We start from the raw sequence: 18,371 nt of genomic DNA on the forward strand, positions 1-18,371 counted from the left end.
TTGGCGTACACCATTAGAGGTCTTCTGGGAACAGATGAGGTTCTAATAAGTGTTCGGATAATTCTTGCAATCTCCCAAACCAATTTATCGTTAGTTAAAAGTCTAACACGAAAACCGGGACCTGCCTATTAATCTATTGACGCCGGGTGAGTTTCACGACGGCTTCACAACGGGCAGTCTGCGGCATCATGTCAACCGACTGAATGTAGTCGACGTGGTAGTCGTGTACTAACGCCACTAAGTCCTTGGCCAGAGTAGATGGGTTGCAGGAAACGTAAACCAATTTTGGTGGACGAACCGCTAAGATGGTATCGATCAGCGTGTCGTCAAGACCGGTGCGGGGCGGATCAACCACGATAGCATCCGGATGGAAGCCAGTCATGATCCACTTAGGCAGGAGGTCTTCGGCCGTTCCCACTTCATAGTGGGCGTTGGTGATACCGTTGGCTTCGGCGTTGGCATTGGCATCGTCGACGGCTTCGGGGATGACATCCATCCCCCGAACTTCTTCGGCGACGTCGGCTAGTGACAGTCCGATCGTCCCGATACCAGAGTAGGCATCGACGACCGTTTCACCAGGTTGTAAGTCCAAGGCCTTCTTGGCTTCGGCGTACAGCACTTCCATTTGAGCGGGATTGAGTTGGAGAAAGGCCCGCGCAGAAAGCTTGAAGGACAAGCCATCCAGCTTTTCGGTGATGGCCTCAGCGCCAGCTAAATGCTTGGTTTCCTCGCCCCAAACTAGTGACGTCTTGCCGGGGTTAACGTTTTGCATAACGGAAGTGACTTGAGGAAGTTCCTTAGCGATCCGTTCCAGCAGTTCGCGTTTACGGGGTAATTTTTGTGAGTTGGTGATGAAGACCAGTTGCACGTCGTCGGTGTTGGCGGCGGCCCGGACAACCAGGGTCTTTACGATACCCGATCCCTGTTCTTCATCGTAGATGGGCATGTCCAAATCTTGGAGCATGGCAACGACGGCTCGCATGACCGTCATCACGACCGGCATTTGAACGGAACAGGTTGGGAGATCGACCAGGTCGTGGCTCCGTTCGGCGTACAGACCGGCTTCGATCTGGCCGTCGGCGTTGCGACGAACTTGGAACTGCGCCTTGTTACGGTAACCGTAAGGATCGGCCATGCCTAAAGTTGGGCGGAGGTCGAAGTGCTTAAAGCCCACTGGTTGGTACCGTTCCAGCGACTGACTGACGATGTCGCACTTGAATTTCAGTTGTTCGGGGTAGGCCAAGTGTTCCAATTCAAAACCACCGACCTCATCGGCATAGCTGTCGCGGGGTTCAACCCGGTGTGGGCTAGCCAAACGAATCCGGTGAATCTTAGCGCGTAAGAAGCGTTGGGCGACACTGGTTACTTCGGCAACGACTTCTTCGCCGGTCAAAGCACCGGGAATGAAGACGGCCATCCGCTTGTAATAACCAATGCCTTCCCCGTTGATCCCCATGCGCTTGATGGTTAACGGAAAGCGTTGGCCAACCTCAACCTGGACGCTAGGTTCTTCCTGACGTGGTCGCCGGTTGTTTTGATGGTACTGATTAGAATGATTTCGTGAATCGTAATTTGCCATATTTTCTCCTATAGAGTTGTCTTGAGTGACGGCTAAATCGCCATTGAATTGATCTGCTTAAGGTGGCTAAAAGCCACGTTACCGAATGAGTACGGTCCTGAACATTATACCAAACTTTAGGGGGTCTCGGGAGGCCGTGAATTTTTGATGAAAATGAAGTCGCTTCCATAGGCAAGGCTGTAGGATTTGAGTACAATAATGGTATGCAACGACTTTTATGCGGAAGGGGCGCTAACAGTGAGCCTATTGACCTTGAAAAACGTGGGGTATCAAGTGGGGAAACAGCAGATTTTACGCGACATCAGTCTGAACATTGACGCTGGCGAGTGGGTCACCTTTGCCGGACCATCCGGTAGTGGAAAGTCCACTTTGGCGCGGATTATTGCGTCACTCTTGAGTCGGACCAGTGGCGACTTGACCTTTGATGGACAGCCGATCGACAGTTACGATCCGATTGCCTATCGGCGACGCGTCTCCTATGGTTTTCAACAGCCCACGTTGTTTGGGGAAACGGTCAGAGATAACCTGGCCTTTCCGTATCAGATTCGGCAACTGCCCTTCGATGAACAACGAGCGGTCACGGCACTCGAATACGTGGGGCTTGCGGCGACTGATTTGGATAAGGCCGTGATCGACCTCTCAGGGGGGCAACGCCAACGGGTAGCCTTGCTTCGTAACGTCATAATCTACCCCGAAGTGTTGATCTTGGATGAGGTGACAGCAGGCTTGGACGCCGAGAACAAGGCATTCGTCTGGTCCTTAATCGATCATTTTAACCAAGACGATGGGATTACGATTCTTACAATCACCCATGACCAATCCGAGATAACGGCGGCTAAACGGTTGGTCACCATTGTTGACGGTCAAGTCGTTCCAGGAGGTGCCTCATGAATCTAGCGGTAAATAATCAATCTCTGGTGCTGGCGTTGGGGTTGGTCATGATTGCTCTAGCGATCGGCTGGAAGGAAAAGTTAGGCATTGATCGCGATATGATTATCGGCGTCGTGCGGGCCGTCATCCAACTCTTTGTGGTGGGGTACCTGCTGAAGTATGTCTTTCGAATTGCCAACATCTGGCTAACGGCTATCTTGATTTTCATTATTATTTTTAACGCCGGTTATAACGCCAAGCAACGGAGCGGTGGCATTCCGAAGGCACTGCCCATTTCCGTCGGCGCGATCCTCATCAGTACCGGCGTCACACTGGGTGTCTTGATGCTGGCGGGAGCGATCAAATTTATCCCGTCGCAAATGATTCCGATCTCCGGCATGATTGCCTCGAATTCCATGGTGGCGATAGGGTTGTGTTACCGCAACCTCAATGCGCAATTCAAGCAGGAGCGGCAGGCAGTCCTGGAGAAGTTAGCTTTAGGCGCCGATCTGAAGGATGCCTCGCGAGACATCGTTCGGGCCAGCATCAAGACGGGGATGCAGCCCACGATTGATTCCGCTAAAACAGTGGGAATCGTGAGTCTGCCGGGGATGATGTCCGGGTTAATCTTTGCCGGCGTCGATCCGGTCAGAGCCATCAAGTATCAAATCATGGTGACGTTCATGCTGATGTCGGCCACCAGTATTGGCTCGGTTCTGGCCTGTTACTGGGCCTACCGCGGTTTTTATAACGAACGCAAGCAGTTACAAGTTCCATCAAATTAGGAGGGTGTAAAACTTATGACACATCGAAAAGTAGCACTGGTCACTGGAGCGTCATCGGGGATTGGCAATGCCATCGCTCGGAGTCTCCATCGAAATGGCGTTACCGTTTATGCGGGGGCTCGGCGAGTTAGCCGCATGAATGATCTGGATGATTTGGGCATCACGACGCTGGCGCTAGACGTGACGGACGCGAAGAGTGTGGAGTCCGTGGTCAACCGGATTGTCAGTGAGACTGGTCGAATTGATATCCTGGTTAACAACGCCGGGTATGGCCTGATGGGAGCGGTAGAAGACGTTCCCCTGGAACAGGCCGAAGATCAATTTGCGGTCAACCTCTTTGGGGTAGCCCGGTTGATTCAGTCAGTGTTACCGATGATGCGCCAGCAACATGCCGGCCGGATTATCAATGTGACGTCGGTAGACGGCAAAGTAGCCCAACCCTTAGCTGGATGGTATGTCGCGTCTAAGTTTGCCTTAGAGGGACTCTCAGACACCCTCCGGTTAGAGTTAGCGCCTAAGGGCATCCATGTGGCAGTCATTGAGCCCGGGGCAATCAAGTCGGCCTGGGCAGATATTGCCACCGATCACCTGAAGCAAACTTCTGCGCACGGTCCCTATCAAGAGGCTGCCGCGGATGCCGGACGGATTTTACAGGTGGTTAAACGTTTTTCCAGTGAACCGCGTGTGATTGCTAGATTGGTGGACCGCGCTGCCTTGTCGCGGCGGCCAAAGACCCGTTACTCAGCTGGGGATGGAAGTCAGATTTTATTTGTTCGGCGGTTCCTCTCGGATCGAACCATCGATCGGATGTGGGGATTAATTAGTATGGCTGCCAAACAAGTCATCCGGTAATCTAAGAAGCGTTGACGATTGGGTATTTCCTGTTATGCTGGAAGTAACCAGAACACTAGGGGTGTCCACGAGTTGGGCTGAGATGCGTGTCGCACGCGATCCCTTGGAACCTGTCAAGTTCACACTTGCGAAGGGAATGTGTCGTGATACCGTAACGGGTCACCGGTTCACCCACATTGTGAGCTGGTGACCCGTTTTTTAGATCCCTAAGGATCGGGTTGTAAGGAGTGGCCCGATCAGACCTAAGGGGGAACAAGACTTATGAAATTAGCCTTGCTAGAAACGCTGCGTCAACAGAATCCAATTGTGTTTAATATTTCGAATTTTGTCACGGTTCAGGACGTGGCGAATGGGTTGAATGCCTTGGGGGCGTCACCCATTATGTCCGAAGAGGTTGCCGAAGCCGAAGAAATGGTCGGCTTAGCCGGAGCCGTCTGCTTGAACCTGGGGGCGTTTACGCAGGGACAAATCGAGCAGATTCGTACCGTGGGTCGGATCGCCAATCAGCAACACAAGCCGCTCGTGATTGATCCGGTAGCGGTCGGGGCGATTGCCTATCGGCGAGAGGTTGCTGAGGGGCTGCTAACCGATTTCCATCCAGATGTGATTCGGGGAAATGCCGGTGAGATTGCGGCCTTAGCCGGTGTGGCGTGGCAGGCGAAAGGTATCGATGCCGGTGAGGGTGACGGGGATCTTGTCGCCATCGCTACGGCTTGTGCCCAAAAGTTAGCCTGTGTCGTCATTCTTTCAGGACCGACCGACATCATTACCGATGGCGAGCGCGTGGTTAAAGTGACGAATGGGACGCCATTATTCCAGGTTCACGTGGGATCCGGCGATATGCTATCAAGTATCGTTGCGGCTTTCTGCGCCGTGACTTCGGATTATTTTGAAGCGGCCCAAACGGCCTGCCTGGTCTTCGCGGCCATCGGTCAGTTAGTGGTTCAGCGGCAGCCACAAGTAGCTGCGGGTAGTTTTACCGTTCATTTAATGGATGGGTTACAAATGACAACGGTGGCCGAGATTGAAGGGATCGCGGCTTACCAGTTGGAGAAGGGATGAGGTAGTATGGCAAATGAATTTCCACAGACCCTAACGATCGCGGGGACAGACAGTGGGGGCGGAGCCGGTGTGATGGCCGATCTCAAGACGATGCAGGAGCGCAACGTCTTTGGGACCGCCGTGATTGTTGCTGTGACCGCACAGAATACCTTAGGGGTTCAGGACTTCATGGCACTCCCCCAAAAGCTAATTGATGAACAATTTGCCTCACTGGCGGCAGACCTGAAGATTCGGGCCTGCAAGACGGGGATGTTGGCGGATGCCAGCCACGTTCACGGCGTTGTGGAAAATTTGAAAAAGTTTGATTTCGGACCGTTAACGGTTGATCCCGTCATGATTGCCAAGGGTGGCGCGGCCTTACTGGCCGACGACGCCGTGGAAACGGTTCGTGATGAGCTTATTCCGTTGGCTGATGTGTTAACACCAAATCTACCGGAGGCCGAACGGTTGACGGGGATGACGATTGCCGATGAGACAGATATGGAAGCTGCGGCGGTGGCCCTGCAGGATTTGGGAGCCAAGAACATTGTGATTAAGGGCGGTCACGGGGATGCCAAGGTTGCTCGCGACTTTGTGTTACTCATGGACGGCCGATCATTTTGGCTGGAAGCGCCACGAGTTGAAACGGTTCGGACTCACGGGACGGGAGACACCCTGTCGTCTTGCATTACGGCCGAACTGGCCAAGGGCCAAGACTTTGAAACGGCAATTCGAATCGCCAAGAAATTTGTGACTGCGGCAATCGTTCATCCAATTGCGGTTGGTAACGGTCATGGCCCACTGAATCATTGGGCATATCGGCAAGGAGGCGCTGAATAGCGATGTCAGTAACGTTTGAATCAGGATTATTAAGAGCTTATTTTGTGGCGGGCAGTCAAGATGTGCCTGATCAAGATCTGCGAGAGGTACTCGCCACCATGCTTAAGGCCGGAATCACGGCCTTTCAGTTCAGAGACAAGGGAACTAGCACCTTAACGGCAACGGAGCGGGTTGCCTTAGGTCGCGATCTGCGGGAACAGTGTCGTGTGGCGAGCGTACCCTTTATCGTCGATGACGACGTGGACCTAGCTCTGACGCTACATGCCGATGGCATTCATGTCGTTCAAAGTGACGACGGGGTTCAGCAGGTCTTGGACGCGGTCAAACCGCGCGACATGTTCGTGGGGCTGTCATGTTCGACGGCCGAGGAAGTTGCGGCGGCGAACCAAGTGGCCGGAATTGCCTACCTGGGGAGTGGCCCCATCTTTCCGACGACCTCGAAGGCGGATGCCGATCCGGTAATTGGGACGGCAGGCTTAGCCAAATTAGTCGATCAATCTCACGTTCCGGTCGTCGCCATCGGTGGTCTCACGGTGGAGACGATGTCCGAAGTGGCGGCAACAGGTGCGGCTGGAGCGGCGGTGATTACGCTGCTGACCCGAAGTACAGATCCCGTAAGAGATGTGGCACAGATGCGCCAGGCATTTGCCACTAATTAAATCATTTTCTTAATAAAATAAAGGACGGTCGGAAGAATTCCGACCGTCCTTTGTGGTAGCACGTGTTCGTGAACCCGAACACGTTTGAAACACATATGTATAGCGATTGATAACAATAAGATTTTAGTTACACTTCTATGCAACTGTAACATGCCTGTAACAAATTAATTTCTAACCAAAAAACAAGAACAGTCTAACCGTTTTTAAGTGCGGCAAGACTGTTCTTGTTTTTAAAGTTGAGGAAGCTAGTTGACTAGGGCTAACTTCACAAGTACATTCTAACACGTTGGTGCGGTAAAAGCTACCTGATCGCCGAAACAAATTTAATTAAGTTGTCGGAGAATTTAGGGGCTGAACTGTGAGTGGCTCGCTAGCGGTTTGTTAGGTGAACTAGTTTACAGGGTGAGACTGATTTTGGCGACCCGTTGAGAAGTGTGAGATGTTTTGAAGGTTACCCGTCATCAATGAACTTTTTTTAAAATATGCTTGCACTATCGAACAAACGTTCGTATAATAAAAGCAATCATTGATGGGAGGTGATGGCGATGGATTACCAACAAGAACCGCATGGGATGTTCCTAATGATTGATAACAAATCTTTCTATGCCAGTGTTGAGAGCATGGAACGAGGACTAAATCCTTTAGAGTCTGTCCTGATTGTAATGTCGGAAGCGGACAACACGGGGAGTGGGCTGGTGTTGGCGGCATCGCCAATGGCCAAGAAAGAGTTCGGCATTAGTAACGTCTCGCGGCAGTATGAGGTTCCCGATGATCCACGAATTTTAGTTGTCCCTCCCCGAATGAATTTGTACATTCAAAAAAATCTGGAAATCAATAAGATCTTTCGTCAGTTTGTGACGGATGACGATCTGTTTCCCTATTCAATTGACGAATCGATCTTAGATATGACCCATTCCTGGCGATTATTCGGTAAGACTCCGGAAGAGGTGGCCCGGCGCATTCAATTGAAGGTTCGTCACGAGCTGGGACTCTATACGACGGTTGGAATCGGTGAGAATCCAATTCAGGCCAAGTTGGCATTGGACTTACAGGCCAAACATGATCACGAGCTGATTGGGCGACTAACTTACGACTCGTTCCCTAAACATATCTGGCCAATCACTAACTTGGAGAAGGTTTGGAGTATTGGCCATCGCACGGCCGCCCATCTGGAGCGACTGGACATTCACAGTATGGATGACCTGGCTCATGTGAATCCTTATGAGTTGCGATCCGAGATGGGCATGATCGGGGCCCAACTCTTTGCGTTGGCCTGGGGTATCGATCGCAGCCAGCTGCATCAGGTGCGACCACCCAAGGAGAAGAGCTGGAGTAACTCACAGGTCTTGCCCCGAGATTATCGCGCACAGGCCGAGATTGAGTTGGTGATTAGAGAGATTGGCCAACAGGTCACCTCACGGATGCGGCATCATCGTCAGCAGGCCGGCTGTGTCAGCCTGTATGTTGGTTTTGCCCGTGCCGATACGGAGAACGATGGGCGGACCGGGTTCGATCATTCTTGTCGGATTGCGCCTACCGATAATGCCCAGACGATTGTGGCGACTCTCCTCCATCTTTTTCGGAAAAACTGGGCCGACCAACCGGTGCGAAATATTTGGGTGGGACTCTCGCGCCTCAGCCATTCTCAAAATCTTCAGTTGGATCTATTTCAAGAACCCGAACGACAGATTAAAAACGATCAGTTTGACCGAGTCCTTGATGAGCTACGTGATAAATTCGGGAAGACCGCAGTCATTCCGGCCAGCAGTCTGATGCCTGGCGGGACGATGTTGCGGCGGGCATCACTGGTTGGTGGCCATAATGGGGGGAATAGTTTTGATTAATTGTGATCAGGAGGCAGATGTCATTGCGACGAGACTGGATCCCTTGTTTACGGCGCAGTGGCACTGTCAGTATCGGATTGACGTGGTGAATAATCAGTATGGTTCGGCCTTTAACTTCTTCTTAGATATTCGTCGTAAGAATCATCGTGAGCGGTCGATTCCCTTGCACACCGTGCACACGACGGATTTAGCTATCTTGGAAAAGATTGTGGGGGCGTTGAAGAAGCACACACAATTATCGCTTAATTTTGTTAATTTTGGTCGTGTCCGTTGGCCAGAGAGCCAACGGTGGATCCGCTGAGGAAGTGAAGGGCCATGCATTTACATCATGTGGATAATGACCGAATGGCCAATGACTTTTTCCAGCGGGACTATCACGATCGCGGCATGTTGAAGTGGGGCGGATTCTATCTGTCAGATCACACGAGTGCATTGGCGAAGATGCATGCGGCCGAACAGGTGGAGGCCCTGAGGCCGCAACAAACACCAGATGAAGTTAGTCGCCGTTTAGCCAGTGCTTGGCGGCATAAGCAGTCGGTACATCTCCAACTAAACGTATGGGATGCCAACCAAGTGGCGGTGACGATCGATGGTCAAGTCGCAGGGGTCGATGAGGACCAAATTGTGATTCGGTTAGCGTCCGGGCGCTACCGGTCTTTGCAATTGGCCGCCATCCGCTGCGTGTCAACCGGGGATGCGGTATGATGGGGGAAAACGAGGAGGTTGATCAGATGGATTTTGTTGATCTGAAGCCGATTGCGTTGCGTCACACACCACTAGGCACGCGAGGACAGTCCCCTAAGGAACATGATTGGCAATTAGACTGGAATAAGTTGGCAGCCCTGATTCGGGATAATCAGGACGTCATAGCAGTTGTCCAGGCCGGTTTGGCCGAGGACTGGCTCAATACCCAAGGTACCATTTGGGATGAGAAGTTAGGCTATTACCGCTACCCGAATGACAATCGTGAGCCAGATGACACCGTCTTTTGGGCGGCTTCTACCTGGGCAACACCAGCGATTTTAGTGACTTTCCATAACGAACTCACGGCGTCATTTGCCTGTTACCGTGAGGGCCGCGATCCGGATTTTCATTACTTGGGTCGGAACTAAAAATGCAGAATGTGATTAACCGCGCCTCCCGGCCGGTGCTGTCGGGGCTGGAACGTCGTGGGCACGACTTGAAGCCCTTCAAAGAACGAAGGGCTTCAAGCTCGGCCTTTCTCCCGCTAGACAAACGACACCACTGAGCCCCGCCAGCACCGACCTCCGGCTGAGATAGATTGTTATCAATTTCAGATGATCTCCGTTTTTAAAAACGATGGTTGATAGCTAATTTCGAAGGACTGGGATCGAGCCGGAAGGTGGTTGGACAGAAGGATCAGCGGTGTCGTTTCACTTGACTGGCCATGACGTTCCAGCCCTACGGCACCACCACCTAGCTGGGACTTCTGACTACCTGACAAGTAAAAAATACAGATGATTAAAATCATCGTAAACGAGAAGAAGCCACCGAGAGATCCCGGTGGCTTCTTTTGTGGAGATTAAGTTATGGTAGGTTATGCCAGACGAACTGGTCAGACAATCAGTTCGTCTCGGGGCCAGTATAACATTGCGACTGCCATTTGAGCAGTGTTTCGTTTAACTTATTAGCACGATTTGGACCGAATATAACAAAATTTATAAGTGTTGAGGCGTCCATTGTTCCGTGAAAATCGTATAATGAAAACAAAGTGAACGGGTGCGTGGGCCTTGATGGTCACGCGAAAAAGTCTTGGTCGGCAGTTGACGATAATTGTTGCGAACAATCGTAACTATTGGCAACCCGACCAAAGTGTTTTAGGGGGAGTTACAATGCGGGCATTATGGCGTTTTAACCAACGAATCAACCAATGGCGGGCCATGCGCGCCATCACGGAAGCCTTGCGGGTGGCCTACCCGTTTATTTTAGTGATGGCCTTGCTCGACTTTTTTGGCCAGGGTTGGCTGACGAAGACGGGTTTTTTCTATCAAATTTACCATGTGAAGCAGTGGCTACCAGCCGTGGACTTGTGGCAACAGCTGATTCAAGCAATTAGTATCGTGATTAATGGGTTGGTGGCCGTTATGGTGGCGTTCACCACGGGACACTACTTAGCCCGAACCTATCAGTCCGACGCCTTAGCGGTGGGGATGACCAGTGCGTTGGCTTTTCTGACACTCAACGTGAATTACGTCGCCCTGGGAGACCCCAATCGAAATAGCGCCACCGGTCCGTCGCAATTTCTTGAGGGTAACTTGGGACCACAAGGGATCTTTCTGGCGATCGTCGTCGGTCTGACGGTCGGGTGGGGAGCGAGTCACCTGATGAAGTTCCTCGGTCGCTGGTGGCTGGCCCATCGCCAAACACCACTGTCCTGGACAGGCCGGATTGCGATCCCGCTCAGCCTCATTCTCTTGGTCACGGTTAGCATCGGGTACGCCCTGAGTTGGCTGAATACCGGGGGCTTAAACACCTTGGTTTACCTGACTTTTCAGGCCTTAAATACCAATCTGGGACATCACGGCCTACGGATTCTGGTGGTGACGGCTATCAGTAACGGTCTGTGGTGGTTAGGCCTGATCGGGCCCATTGATGTCGCCGGAAATAGCTCGGTGACCTCGCTTCAGAATCTGGCATATGCGGTCCAACACGGTTCAGGTTGGGGCGCACCACATCCCATTACTTTACATACCTTAGGTGACGCCTACGCAAACTTTGGGGGTGCCGGAATGACGCTAGCCTTGCTTATTGCCATCGGGATCGGGTCGCATCAGGCGCGTTACCGCCGCGTGGCCGGGCAGACGCTACTGCCTAATTTGGTGAACCTTAACGAAGCCACCTTGTTGGGGTTGCCCGTGCTCTTCAATCCTATTTTGTTGATTCCGTTTGTCCTAGCACCGGCGGTTAATATTGCCGTGGCGTGGACCGCGATTTCGTGGAAATTGGTGCCACCGATCGTTTATCCCGTTCCACGGACCACCCCGGGACCTCTCGTGGCCTTTCTAGGCACGGGCGGTGACTGGCGAGCGTTGGCCTTGAGCTTGTTCTGTTTGGTTTTGTCCGTCCTCATTTACCTGCCATTCGTCCGGTTGTTGAACTTGGAAGGGGGTGCGGACCATGCGGCATAATTGGTGGCGCTGGCTAATCTTAGTGATTGTCATCGTGGCAGTCTTTATCCCTAGTCAAGCCTGGCTATCCAAGCGGATTAGCCAATATAAATCAGATTATCGGACCCCGTTGAATCCCATTATTATGGTGCCGGGGTCGAGTGCGAGTCAGGACCGATTTGACACCTTGATTACGCAGTTGCGGCAAGAAACTAAGGTGCCGCACAGTGTTCTGAAGGTTAAGGTCATGGAAGATGGCCAGTTATCCTATACCGGGAGTATCAAGCGGGGGGATAATCAGCCCTTCATCGTGATTGCGTTTGAGAATAATCGGGATGGCTATTCAAATATTGTGAAGCAAGCAGCCTGGTTGAATCTGGCCTTTAAGGATTTAACCAAGACCTATCGTTTTAACCACTTCTCTGCGTTGGGGCACTCCAATGGTGGACTAGTTTTGAGTCTATTCATGGAAGATTATTTACCTAAAATCAAGTCGGTCACGGCCGACAAACTCATGACGATTGCCACGCCATATAACATGGAAACGGATAGCACCACGACACAAACGGCGATTTTAAAAGATCTGATTGATGGTCGCAAAAATCTACCAAAGAAGCTGACAGTCTACTCCGTTGCTGGTTCCGAGACCTATTCAAGTGATGGGACGGTTCCCGCGAATAGTGTCAATCAAGGCAAGTACGTCTTTCAAAATCAGGTCGCGCATTATACCCAGATCATTGTGACCGGGGATAATACGACCCACTCGGATCTGCCACAGAATCGGCAGATCGTCCTCCTGATTCGACAGTACATCTTACAAGAAGTCTTACCTGCCAAGGATCGCTACACGCCGCCGACTAAACAGTCGCGGAATGCAAGCTCGGATCCCGGTGAAACGGGTCTACCATAGACTTTGGTATAATGATCGTAAAACGAAACGGATGTGATGGTGGTGAATTTTCGGCAACTCACTTATTTTTTGGCGGTGGCGCAGACCGGTCAAATTACCGCAGCGGCGCAGCAGTTACACATTGCCCAGCCACCGCTCAGTTATCAGATTAAACAGCTGGAAACGGAACTGGGGGTGACCCTGTTCAATCGTTCCGTCAATGGCGTGACGTTAACGCCGGCGGGCCAACTTCTGCAAGACTATGCCCAACAGTTACTGGATCTGCGGGCCCAGGCCGATAGCCAGGTTAAGGCCCTGGGGCAGGGGCTAGCGGGAACGTTAGCCGTGGGGATGGTGTCCTCATCCATCGGGGCCACGCCCAACGCCAAGCTACAGACGTTGACGCGGCACTATCCCAAACTTCAGATTCGCTTGGTGGAGGACAACACCTATGGCCTGTTAGACCAGTTGCGAAAGCGGCTGATCGACGTGGCCATTGTCCGGACGCCCTTCAGTGCCCCAGATCTGGCTAGTAAGCCGTTGGCCAGCGAGTCCATGGTGGCGGTCATTCCCCACAAGTACGATCACTTTCAAACGACAACGTTACGGGTTGAAGACGTGGCGCAGGTGCCACTGATTATCTATCGGCGCTTCACCCACATCTTTGAAACGACTTTTGCTGAGAAGGATCTGACCCCCTTCATCGCTTGTACCTGTGATGATGCCCGGACGGCCGTTCAGTGGGCGGAGGCCCGGATGGGGGTCGCACTGGTTCCCCGTTCCGTAGCCGAGCAGATCAGTGGGGCGCAGACCGCCATTTATCCGATAAACTATCGGGCTTGGCGCACGACGCTCCAGGTTGTCTGGCCAGCCAACCGTGAACCCAGTCCGCTGGTTCAACGTTTCATCGACAGTTATTAACCATATCTGAAATACAAATTACGCGGCGCTCCCATATTTATTTTGTATGGGAGTGCCGTGTTTGTCTGTAACCGTTTTATTTCAAGTGGTATCACGGTTTTAAAGCGACGGTCAACTAAGGATTGTGCTCAAAGTTGGAAATAAGCCATTGAATAATTAATCACAAAATAAAAGAACGCTCAATATAAATGCTTTAATATTAGGATTAGTTATTGTGAAAAAAATTCTTCGAATCGTCGGCTAGCCCGTCACACCGGCTTGCCTCGGGGTCAATAAAAGTTGATAATCAAGGGCGTAGATTGATTGACGAGGAGGAATTTGAAATCATGATCCAAACAGCTTTAATTATGATGGGGGTCGGCATCTTTGCTGGGATCGCTGGATCCATTCTGGGCATCGGCGGCGGGATGATTATTACGCCCATCCTGACCCTGGGAATGGGTCTAAATATTAAATATGCCATTGGGGCCAGCATTATCGCTGTCATTGCGACCAGTTCGGGGTCGACAATTGCCTATTTACGAGACAACGTGTTGAACTTACGAGTGGCAATGTTCCTGGAAATTGCGACGACTACCGGGGCTATTACGGGGGCTTTACTGACCGGGGTCTTAGATCCCAAGTACCTGTACCTGTTGTTCGGGTGCCTGCTGGTATTCTCTGGGTGGAACATGTACCGCAAGTTACGACGCGGGCAGGAAGTGCTCCAACGCGTCGAGCCCGATCGGATTGCGACGAAGCTGAAGCTTAACGGAACGTATTACGACAAGGCCGAAATGAAAAATGTCGACTACCAAGTTGAAAATGTGCCGGCTGGATTTACCGTGATGTTTGGAGCCGGCGTGGCCAGCGGCTTACTGGGAATCGGTTCCGGAGCCTTCAAGGTGATGGCGATGGATACCTTCATGAAGATGCCGTTAAAGCCATCGAGCTCGACATCTAACCTAATGATGGGGGTTACCGCGGCAGCCAGTGCCACGGTGTACTTCTTTAACGGGTCCATTTTGCCTGGTATTGCCGTGCCAATGGCGCTGGGAATCCTGGGCGGGGCCGTCATTGGCTCACGGGTCATGCAGATCTTGCCTTCCCGTTGGATTCGAATCGTGTTCATTCCGATTATTCTCTATATCGGGCTACAGATGCTCTTTAAGGGATTGGGGGTTCACTTCTAATGCAAGAAAAACAAACAGCGACAGCTAAAGAAATGGCACAAGTTGAAACGATTATTGATCGAATCCTTCAGGTCGGGGTCATCGTTTCCGCCATTGTGATGTTGATTGGGTTAGTCATCTTTCTGGTAACGGGTCAATCCGGTTATCCCGGAAGTACCATGCCGCTGAGTATGGGGGCGATCCTGGTCGGCACTTGGCATCTCAAGGCCTATGCCATTATGATGTTGGGCACGTACTGCCTGATTTTGACGCCCGTTCTACGGGTGGTGGTTTCTATTTACGCGTTCTATAAGGAGCGGGACCACCTGTACGTGGCGATCACGACTTTGGTTCTGTTCATCTTACTTTTTGCCCTGTTCATTGGGGTTCATGGCGATTAAATTTGAATTTGTGGCGTTGGCGAAGAAATTTGCCAACGCTTTTTCTATATACGCTGATTGATTTAGCTGAATTCAGAAATGAATGATTGAATGGACCACTTGAAACAATATTATTGGCCAATTCAAAGGTTACATTGTTGGAACGTACGAAACAGCTAGTAATTGATAGCAATGGATCCTAGCCGGAGGAGGTCAGGGATGGAGCCGGCCGTGGTGGTAGCGTTAGACCGAGTGACTTGCTCGGCCTTACGCTACGGGCGACTTTGAAGACCCGCGTTTCTGGCGGGGCTTCAAAGCGAGCGAGAAGCCCGGGTCCCAGGCTGAAGCGTCCCCACAGCAGGCGGAATCCCTGACAGCCGCAGGCGGTCACCTTTAACCATTCAATTAAAGCCGAAAGAAAAAGGGCGACCGCATTGAACGGTCGTCCTTAAATTTAAAATTATTGATTTATTGAGCGGTGTAACCACCATCAACAACGAATTCTGAACCAGTAGCGAACTTGGATTCGTTAGATGCAAGGTAAACACAGATGTAGGCGATATCGTTAGGTTCACCGATGTGGCCCATTGGGGTCTTGGTACGAGCTGACATAGCAGCTTCGGCACCTGGAAGATCGTCAACTAATGGGGTCTTGATGTAACCTGGGTGAACAGTGTTGACACGAACATCGTAGTCCTTCAAGGCACAGTCAAGAGCGGCTGACTTGGACATGATCCGAACGGCACCCTTAGAAGCGTTGTAAGCACCTAAGTTAGGGTCACCAACGAAGCCTTCGATTGAAGACATGTTGATGATTGAAGCACCGAGGTTCTTGTTCTTCATACGTTGGATACCAAGACGGGTACCGAAGAAGACACCGTCTAAGTTAACGGCTAATTGTTGCTTCCATTCGGCAGTAGTCGTGTTTTCGATACTCTTGTTAACGGCCATACCGGCGTTGTTAACGATAGTTGATACGGGGCCAAAGGCTTTTTCCGTAGCATCGAATAATTTAACCCAACCGTCTTCGTCAGTTGCATCGTGCTTGAAGAACTGGATAACATCGGGGCCACCAACACTCTTGGCTGCCTTTTCACCGACGTCAGCGTGACGACCAGTAATCATAACCTTGGCGCCTTCTTCAACGAACTTGTTGGCAACAGCCAACCCAATTCCTAAAGTACCACCCGTAACAATTGCAACTTTACCATCTAAACGATGAGCCATCTGTAATTACCTCCTGAAGTATAAGTGAATGTTGTCACATGTCTATGGCTCTATTATGTAACAAAACGATCAAAAATGCTAGTCATTTTGTAAATTTTTTTCATTTATTTTTTAAATGGCTTAAAAGTTCGGGATCAAAAAAGGTGTGCTAAACTGGGTATCAAGGCGTTTTGAGAGGTAAAAAGTAGAGAGGCGATTGACATCGTGGGCACACGAAAAAAAGAACAATGGCGGCGAAATTTAGCCGTTTTATGGTTAGGAACCTTCATAGCCGGCATGGGATTTAGTGAAATCATGCCATTTTTATCGTTATATGTGGATGATTTGGGAACCTTTACTAAGGGCCAACTGACCATGTACAGTGGGGTCACGTATGCCGTGACCTTCTTCGTGATTGCATTAGTGTCCCCGTTATGGGGTAAGTTGGCGGACCAAAAGGGTCGAAAACTGATGTTGTTGCGATCCTCCTTAGGGATGGCCGTGGTTATTGGGCTGATGGGGTTTGTGACTAATATTTGGCAACTCATTGGCCTGCGGTTTTTGCAAGGGTTCTTTGCCGGCTATATTCCCAATGCCAGTGCTCTGATCGCATCGGAGACGCCACGGGAAAAGAGTGGTAACGCACTGGGAATTCTCACGACCGGTTATGTCAGTGGTAATCTGATTGGCCCAGTTCTCGGTGGTATTCTGGCACAGGTTTTCTCGATTCGCTGGACATTTATTCTGACCGGGATCTTCTTAATTATTGTCTTCTTCCTCAGTGCGACACTCGTGCATGAACACTTCACACCAGTGAGCCGGACCCAACAGGCGCAACAGGGGAGTTGGCTGAAGCAGGTCAAGAATCCAAAGTTGATACTGGTATTACTGGTTTCAACGATGATTATTCAAATGGGGAACAACTCCATTACTCCCATTATTAGTCTTTACGTGAAGCAGTTGATGCACAACGCCGGTCCGATTACCTTGGTTGCTGGGATCATTGCGGCCTTGCCAGGGCTATCGACATTGTTGGCAGCACCTAAGTTAGGTGAGTACGGTGACCGTCACGGAACCAGTCGTGTTTTGGTCTTTGGCTATGTTTTCGCGGTGCTCATGTACTTCCCACAAGGATTCGTCAGCAGTGTCTGGTTACTAGGGATCTTGCGGTTCATGATCGGGGTTTCGGATGGGGCATTGTTCCCAGCTGTCCAGACCCTGTTGACTAAGAATTCGCCACAGTCCTTGACTGGAACGGTGTTTAGCTGGAATCAATCCTTTCAAGCGTTAGGTAGCATGTTTGGTTCCCTCTTCGGTGGGGTTGTGGCCAACATTTTTAACTATAATGGTGTCTTTATTTTTACGGCCATCACGTTACTCGTAAACTTTGGCTTATTGTGGTGGTTGGTCCCAGAAATCCGTCAATTTCGGCAGCAACACGCATAGGAGGATTCATCAATGGCAAACGAAAATTTACCCACATCATTTCCAACCGATCCGACCTCGTTGGCGGCGGTTGACCGGTTTCGACAGTTAATGTTGCTCTACCAGAGTGCCGTGCGCGTGATGCGGACGAAGATTACTTATTTGGATCAGGAATACCAGATTCAACACGGTCATTCGCTGGTAGATAGCCTTCAGTCACGGATTAAGTCGCCGGAGAGTATTTTGGAGAAGGTTCAGCGTAAGCACCTGGATTTCAACCTGGACACGCTACCGGATCACATGCATGATATCGCTGGTATTCGGATTATCGTCAGATTTGAAGACGACATCGTGGCGATGGAGCGGCGGTTGGAGAAACAACCGGATATTCGAATCCTGAAACGCAAGGACTATGTGACCAAGCCCAAGGCTAATGGTTATCGGAGTCTACACTTGATTCTGGCCGTGCCGGTGTTCCTGAATGCCGGGGTCGAGGCGGTTACAGTGGAGGTTCAGATTCGAACCATTGCGATGAATTTCTGGGCATCGTTGGAACACGAACTCAACTACAAGAAGGACGTGGCTCATCAGGATGAATTGCGGCAGGAATTAGTGGCCAAGGCACAGCTGGTTCATCAGCTTGATCAGGATATGAATGCCATTAAGAACCAGATCCGAGCGGCTAATGATGTTTCGGAAGATTAGTGGATGGTAAGTTGGGGGTGGCCGCCTGCGGCTGCCAGGGATTACGCCTGCTGTGGGGACGCTTCAGCCCTTTGGGCTTCTCGCTCGATTTGAAGC

At 51.0% G+C, this 18,371-nt stretch carries 19 protein-coding genes and 1 riboswitch; of the genes, 17 read left to right on the forward strand and 2 right to left on the reverse strand.

Annotation, left to right across the window (positions count from 1 at the left end):
* Positions 1 to 133: 133 nt before the first annotated feature.
* Entirely contained in the window at positions 134 to 1,579 is a 1,446-nt protein-coding gene (rlmD, locus tag OCU14_RS10095) for a 23S rRNA (uracil(1939)-C(5))-methyltransferase RlmD (protein WP_261810926.1), read from the reverse strand.
* A 237-nt stretch (positions 1,580 to 1,816) separates the two neighbouring features.
* On the opposite strand from rlmD, the gene OCU14_RS10100 reads away from it, so the two are divergent.
* From OCU14_RS10100 to OCU14_RS10170, 15 genes are all read left to right on the forward strand, one after another.
* Positions 1,817 to 2,470, forward strand: coding sequence for an ABC transporter ATP-binding protein (locus OCU14_RS10100; protein WP_261810927.1), 654 nt, complete (start codon positions 1,817 to 1,819; stop codon positions 2,468 to 2,470).
* Positions 2,467 to 3,234 carry an ABC transporter permease gene (locus OCU14_RS10105; RefSeq protein ID WP_125545044.1) on the forward strand — a complete coding sequence of 256 codons (768 nt, stop codon included), beginning with the start codon at positions 2,467 to 2,469 and terminating at the stop codon, positions 3,232 to 3,234. Before OCU14_RS10100 ends, OCU14_RS10105 begins: the two co-directional genes overlap by 4 nt.
* Positions 3,235 to 3,249: 15 nt before the next feature.
* Positions 3,250 to 4,086: an oxidoreductase gene (locus tag OCU14_RS10110; protein WP_261810928.1), complete on the forward strand. Its 837-nt coding sequence runs from the start codon at positions 3,250 to 3,252 to the stop codon at positions 4,084 to 4,086.
* A 47-nt stretch (positions 4,087 to 4,133) separates the two neighbouring features.
* Positions 4,134 to 4,240: riboswitch (TPP riboswitch) on the forward strand.
* Between the two features lie 107 nt (positions 4,241 to 4,347).
* The gene (gene thiM, locus OCU14_RS10115) at positions 4,348 to 5,148 is read left to right on the forward strand and encodes a hydroxyethylthiazole kinase (RefSeq protein WP_261810929.1); all 801 of its coding nucleotides are present in this window, start codon (positions 4,348 to 4,350) and stop codon (positions 5,146 to 5,148) included.
* 6 nt (positions 5,149 to 5,154) lie between these two features.
* Positions 5,155 to 5,967, forward strand: a complete 813-nt coding sequence (thiD, locus tag OCU14_RS10120; RefSeq protein WP_261810930.1) for a bifunctional hydroxymethylpyrimidine kinase/phosphomethylpyrimidine kinase — start codon at positions 5,155 to 5,157, stop codon at positions 5,965 to 5,967.
* 2 nt (positions 5,968 to 5,969) lie between these two features.
* A complete protein-coding gene (gene thiE / locus OCU14_RS10125) occupies positions 5,970 to 6,626 on the forward strand; it encodes a thiamine phosphate synthase (protein WP_261810931.1) in 657 nt (218 codons plus the stop codon).
* A gap of 539 nt (positions 6,627 to 7,165) precedes the next feature.
* Positions 7,166 to 8,470, forward strand: coding sequence for a Y-family DNA polymerase (locus tag OCU14_RS10130; RefSeq protein ID WP_261810932.1), 1,305 nt, complete (start codon positions 7,166 to 7,168; stop codon positions 8,468 to 8,470).
* Positions 8,463 to 8,771 carry a hypothetical protein gene (locus tag OCU14_RS10135; RefSeq protein WP_261810933.1) on the forward strand — a complete coding sequence of 103 codons (309 nt, stop codon included), beginning with the start codon at positions 8,463 to 8,465 and terminating at the stop codon, positions 8,769 to 8,771. Before OCU14_RS10130 ends, OCU14_RS10135 begins: the two co-directional genes overlap by 8 nt.
* Positions 8,772 to 8,785: 14 nt before the next feature.
* Positions 8,786 to 9,175: a hypothetical protein gene (locus OCU14_RS10140; RefSeq protein WP_261810934.1), complete on the forward strand. Its 390-nt coding sequence runs from the start codon at positions 8,786 to 8,788 to the stop codon at positions 9,173 to 9,175.
* A gap of 26 nt (positions 9,176 to 9,201) precedes the next feature.
* Positions 9,202 to 9,582: a hypothetical protein gene (locus OCU14_RS10145; RefSeq protein ID WP_261810935.1), complete on the forward strand. Its 381-nt coding sequence runs from the start codon at positions 9,202 to 9,204 to the stop codon at positions 9,580 to 9,582.
* A 741-nt stretch (positions 9,583 to 10,323) separates the two neighbouring features.
* Positions 10,324 to 11,619, forward strand: a complete 1,296-nt coding sequence (locus tag OCU14_RS10150) for a PTS transporter subunit EIIC (RefSeq protein ID WP_261810936.1) — start codon at positions 10,324 to 10,326, stop codon at positions 11,617 to 11,619.
* Positions 11,609 to 12,508: an alpha/beta hydrolase gene (locus tag OCU14_RS10155; RefSeq protein WP_261810937.1), complete on the forward strand. Its 900-nt coding sequence runs from the start codon at positions 11,609 to 11,611 to the stop codon at positions 12,506 to 12,508. Before OCU14_RS10150 ends, OCU14_RS10155 begins: the two co-directional genes overlap by 11 nt.
* 42 nt (positions 12,509 to 12,550) lie before the next feature.
* Positions 12,551 to 13,408, forward strand: coding sequence for a LysR family transcriptional regulator (locus tag OCU14_RS10160; RefSeq protein WP_261810938.1), 858 nt, complete (start codon positions 12,551 to 12,553; stop codon positions 13,406 to 13,408).
* Between the two features lie 326 nt (positions 13,409 to 13,734).
* Entirely contained in the window at positions 13,735 to 14,580 is an 846-nt protein-coding gene (locus OCU14_RS10165; RefSeq protein WP_125573206.1) for a sulfite exporter TauE/SafE family protein, read from the forward strand.
* Positions 14,580 to 14,960 carry a DUF1634 domain-containing protein gene (locus OCU14_RS10170; protein ID WP_261810939.1) on the forward strand — a complete coding sequence of 127 codons (381 nt, stop codon included), beginning with the start codon at positions 14,580 to 14,582 and terminating at the stop codon, positions 14,958 to 14,960. Before OCU14_RS10165 ends, OCU14_RS10170 begins: the two co-directional genes overlap by 1 nt.
* A gap of 447 nt (positions 14,961 to 15,407) precedes the next feature.
* Here the strand turns inward: OCU14_RS10170 and OCU14_RS10175 are convergent, their stop codons facing one another.
* Complete coding sequence (locus OCU14_RS10175) at positions 15,408 to 16,166, reverse strand: NADP-dependent (R)-specific alcohol dehydrogenase (protein WP_057878290.1); 759 nt, start codon at positions 16,164 to 16,166, stop codon at positions 15,408 to 15,410.
* Between the two features lie 204 nt (positions 16,167 to 16,370).
* Between OCU14_RS10175 and OCU14_RS10180 the strand changes: the two genes are divergently transcribed.
* Positions 16,371 to 17,591, forward strand: a complete 1,221-nt coding sequence (locus OCU14_RS10180; protein WP_261810940.1) for a multidrug efflux MFS transporter — start codon at positions 16,371 to 16,373, stop codon at positions 17,589 to 17,591.
* 12 nt (positions 17,592 to 17,603) lie between these two features.
* Positions 17,604 to 18,275 (forward strand): GTP pyrophosphokinase, encoded by a 672-nt coding sequence (locus OCU14_RS10185; protein WP_261810941.1) that lies wholly within the window; start codon positions 17,604 to 17,606, stop codon positions 18,273 to 18,275.
* The last annotated feature ends 96 nt before the right edge of the window (positions 18,276 to 18,371 follow it).

Origin of the sequence: Levilactobacillus humaensis (assembly GCF_024345185.1) — a bacterium.
Classification (GTDB): domain Bacteria; phylum Bacillota; class Bacilli; order Lactobacillales; family Lactobacillaceae; genus Levilactobacillus; species Levilactobacillus humaensis.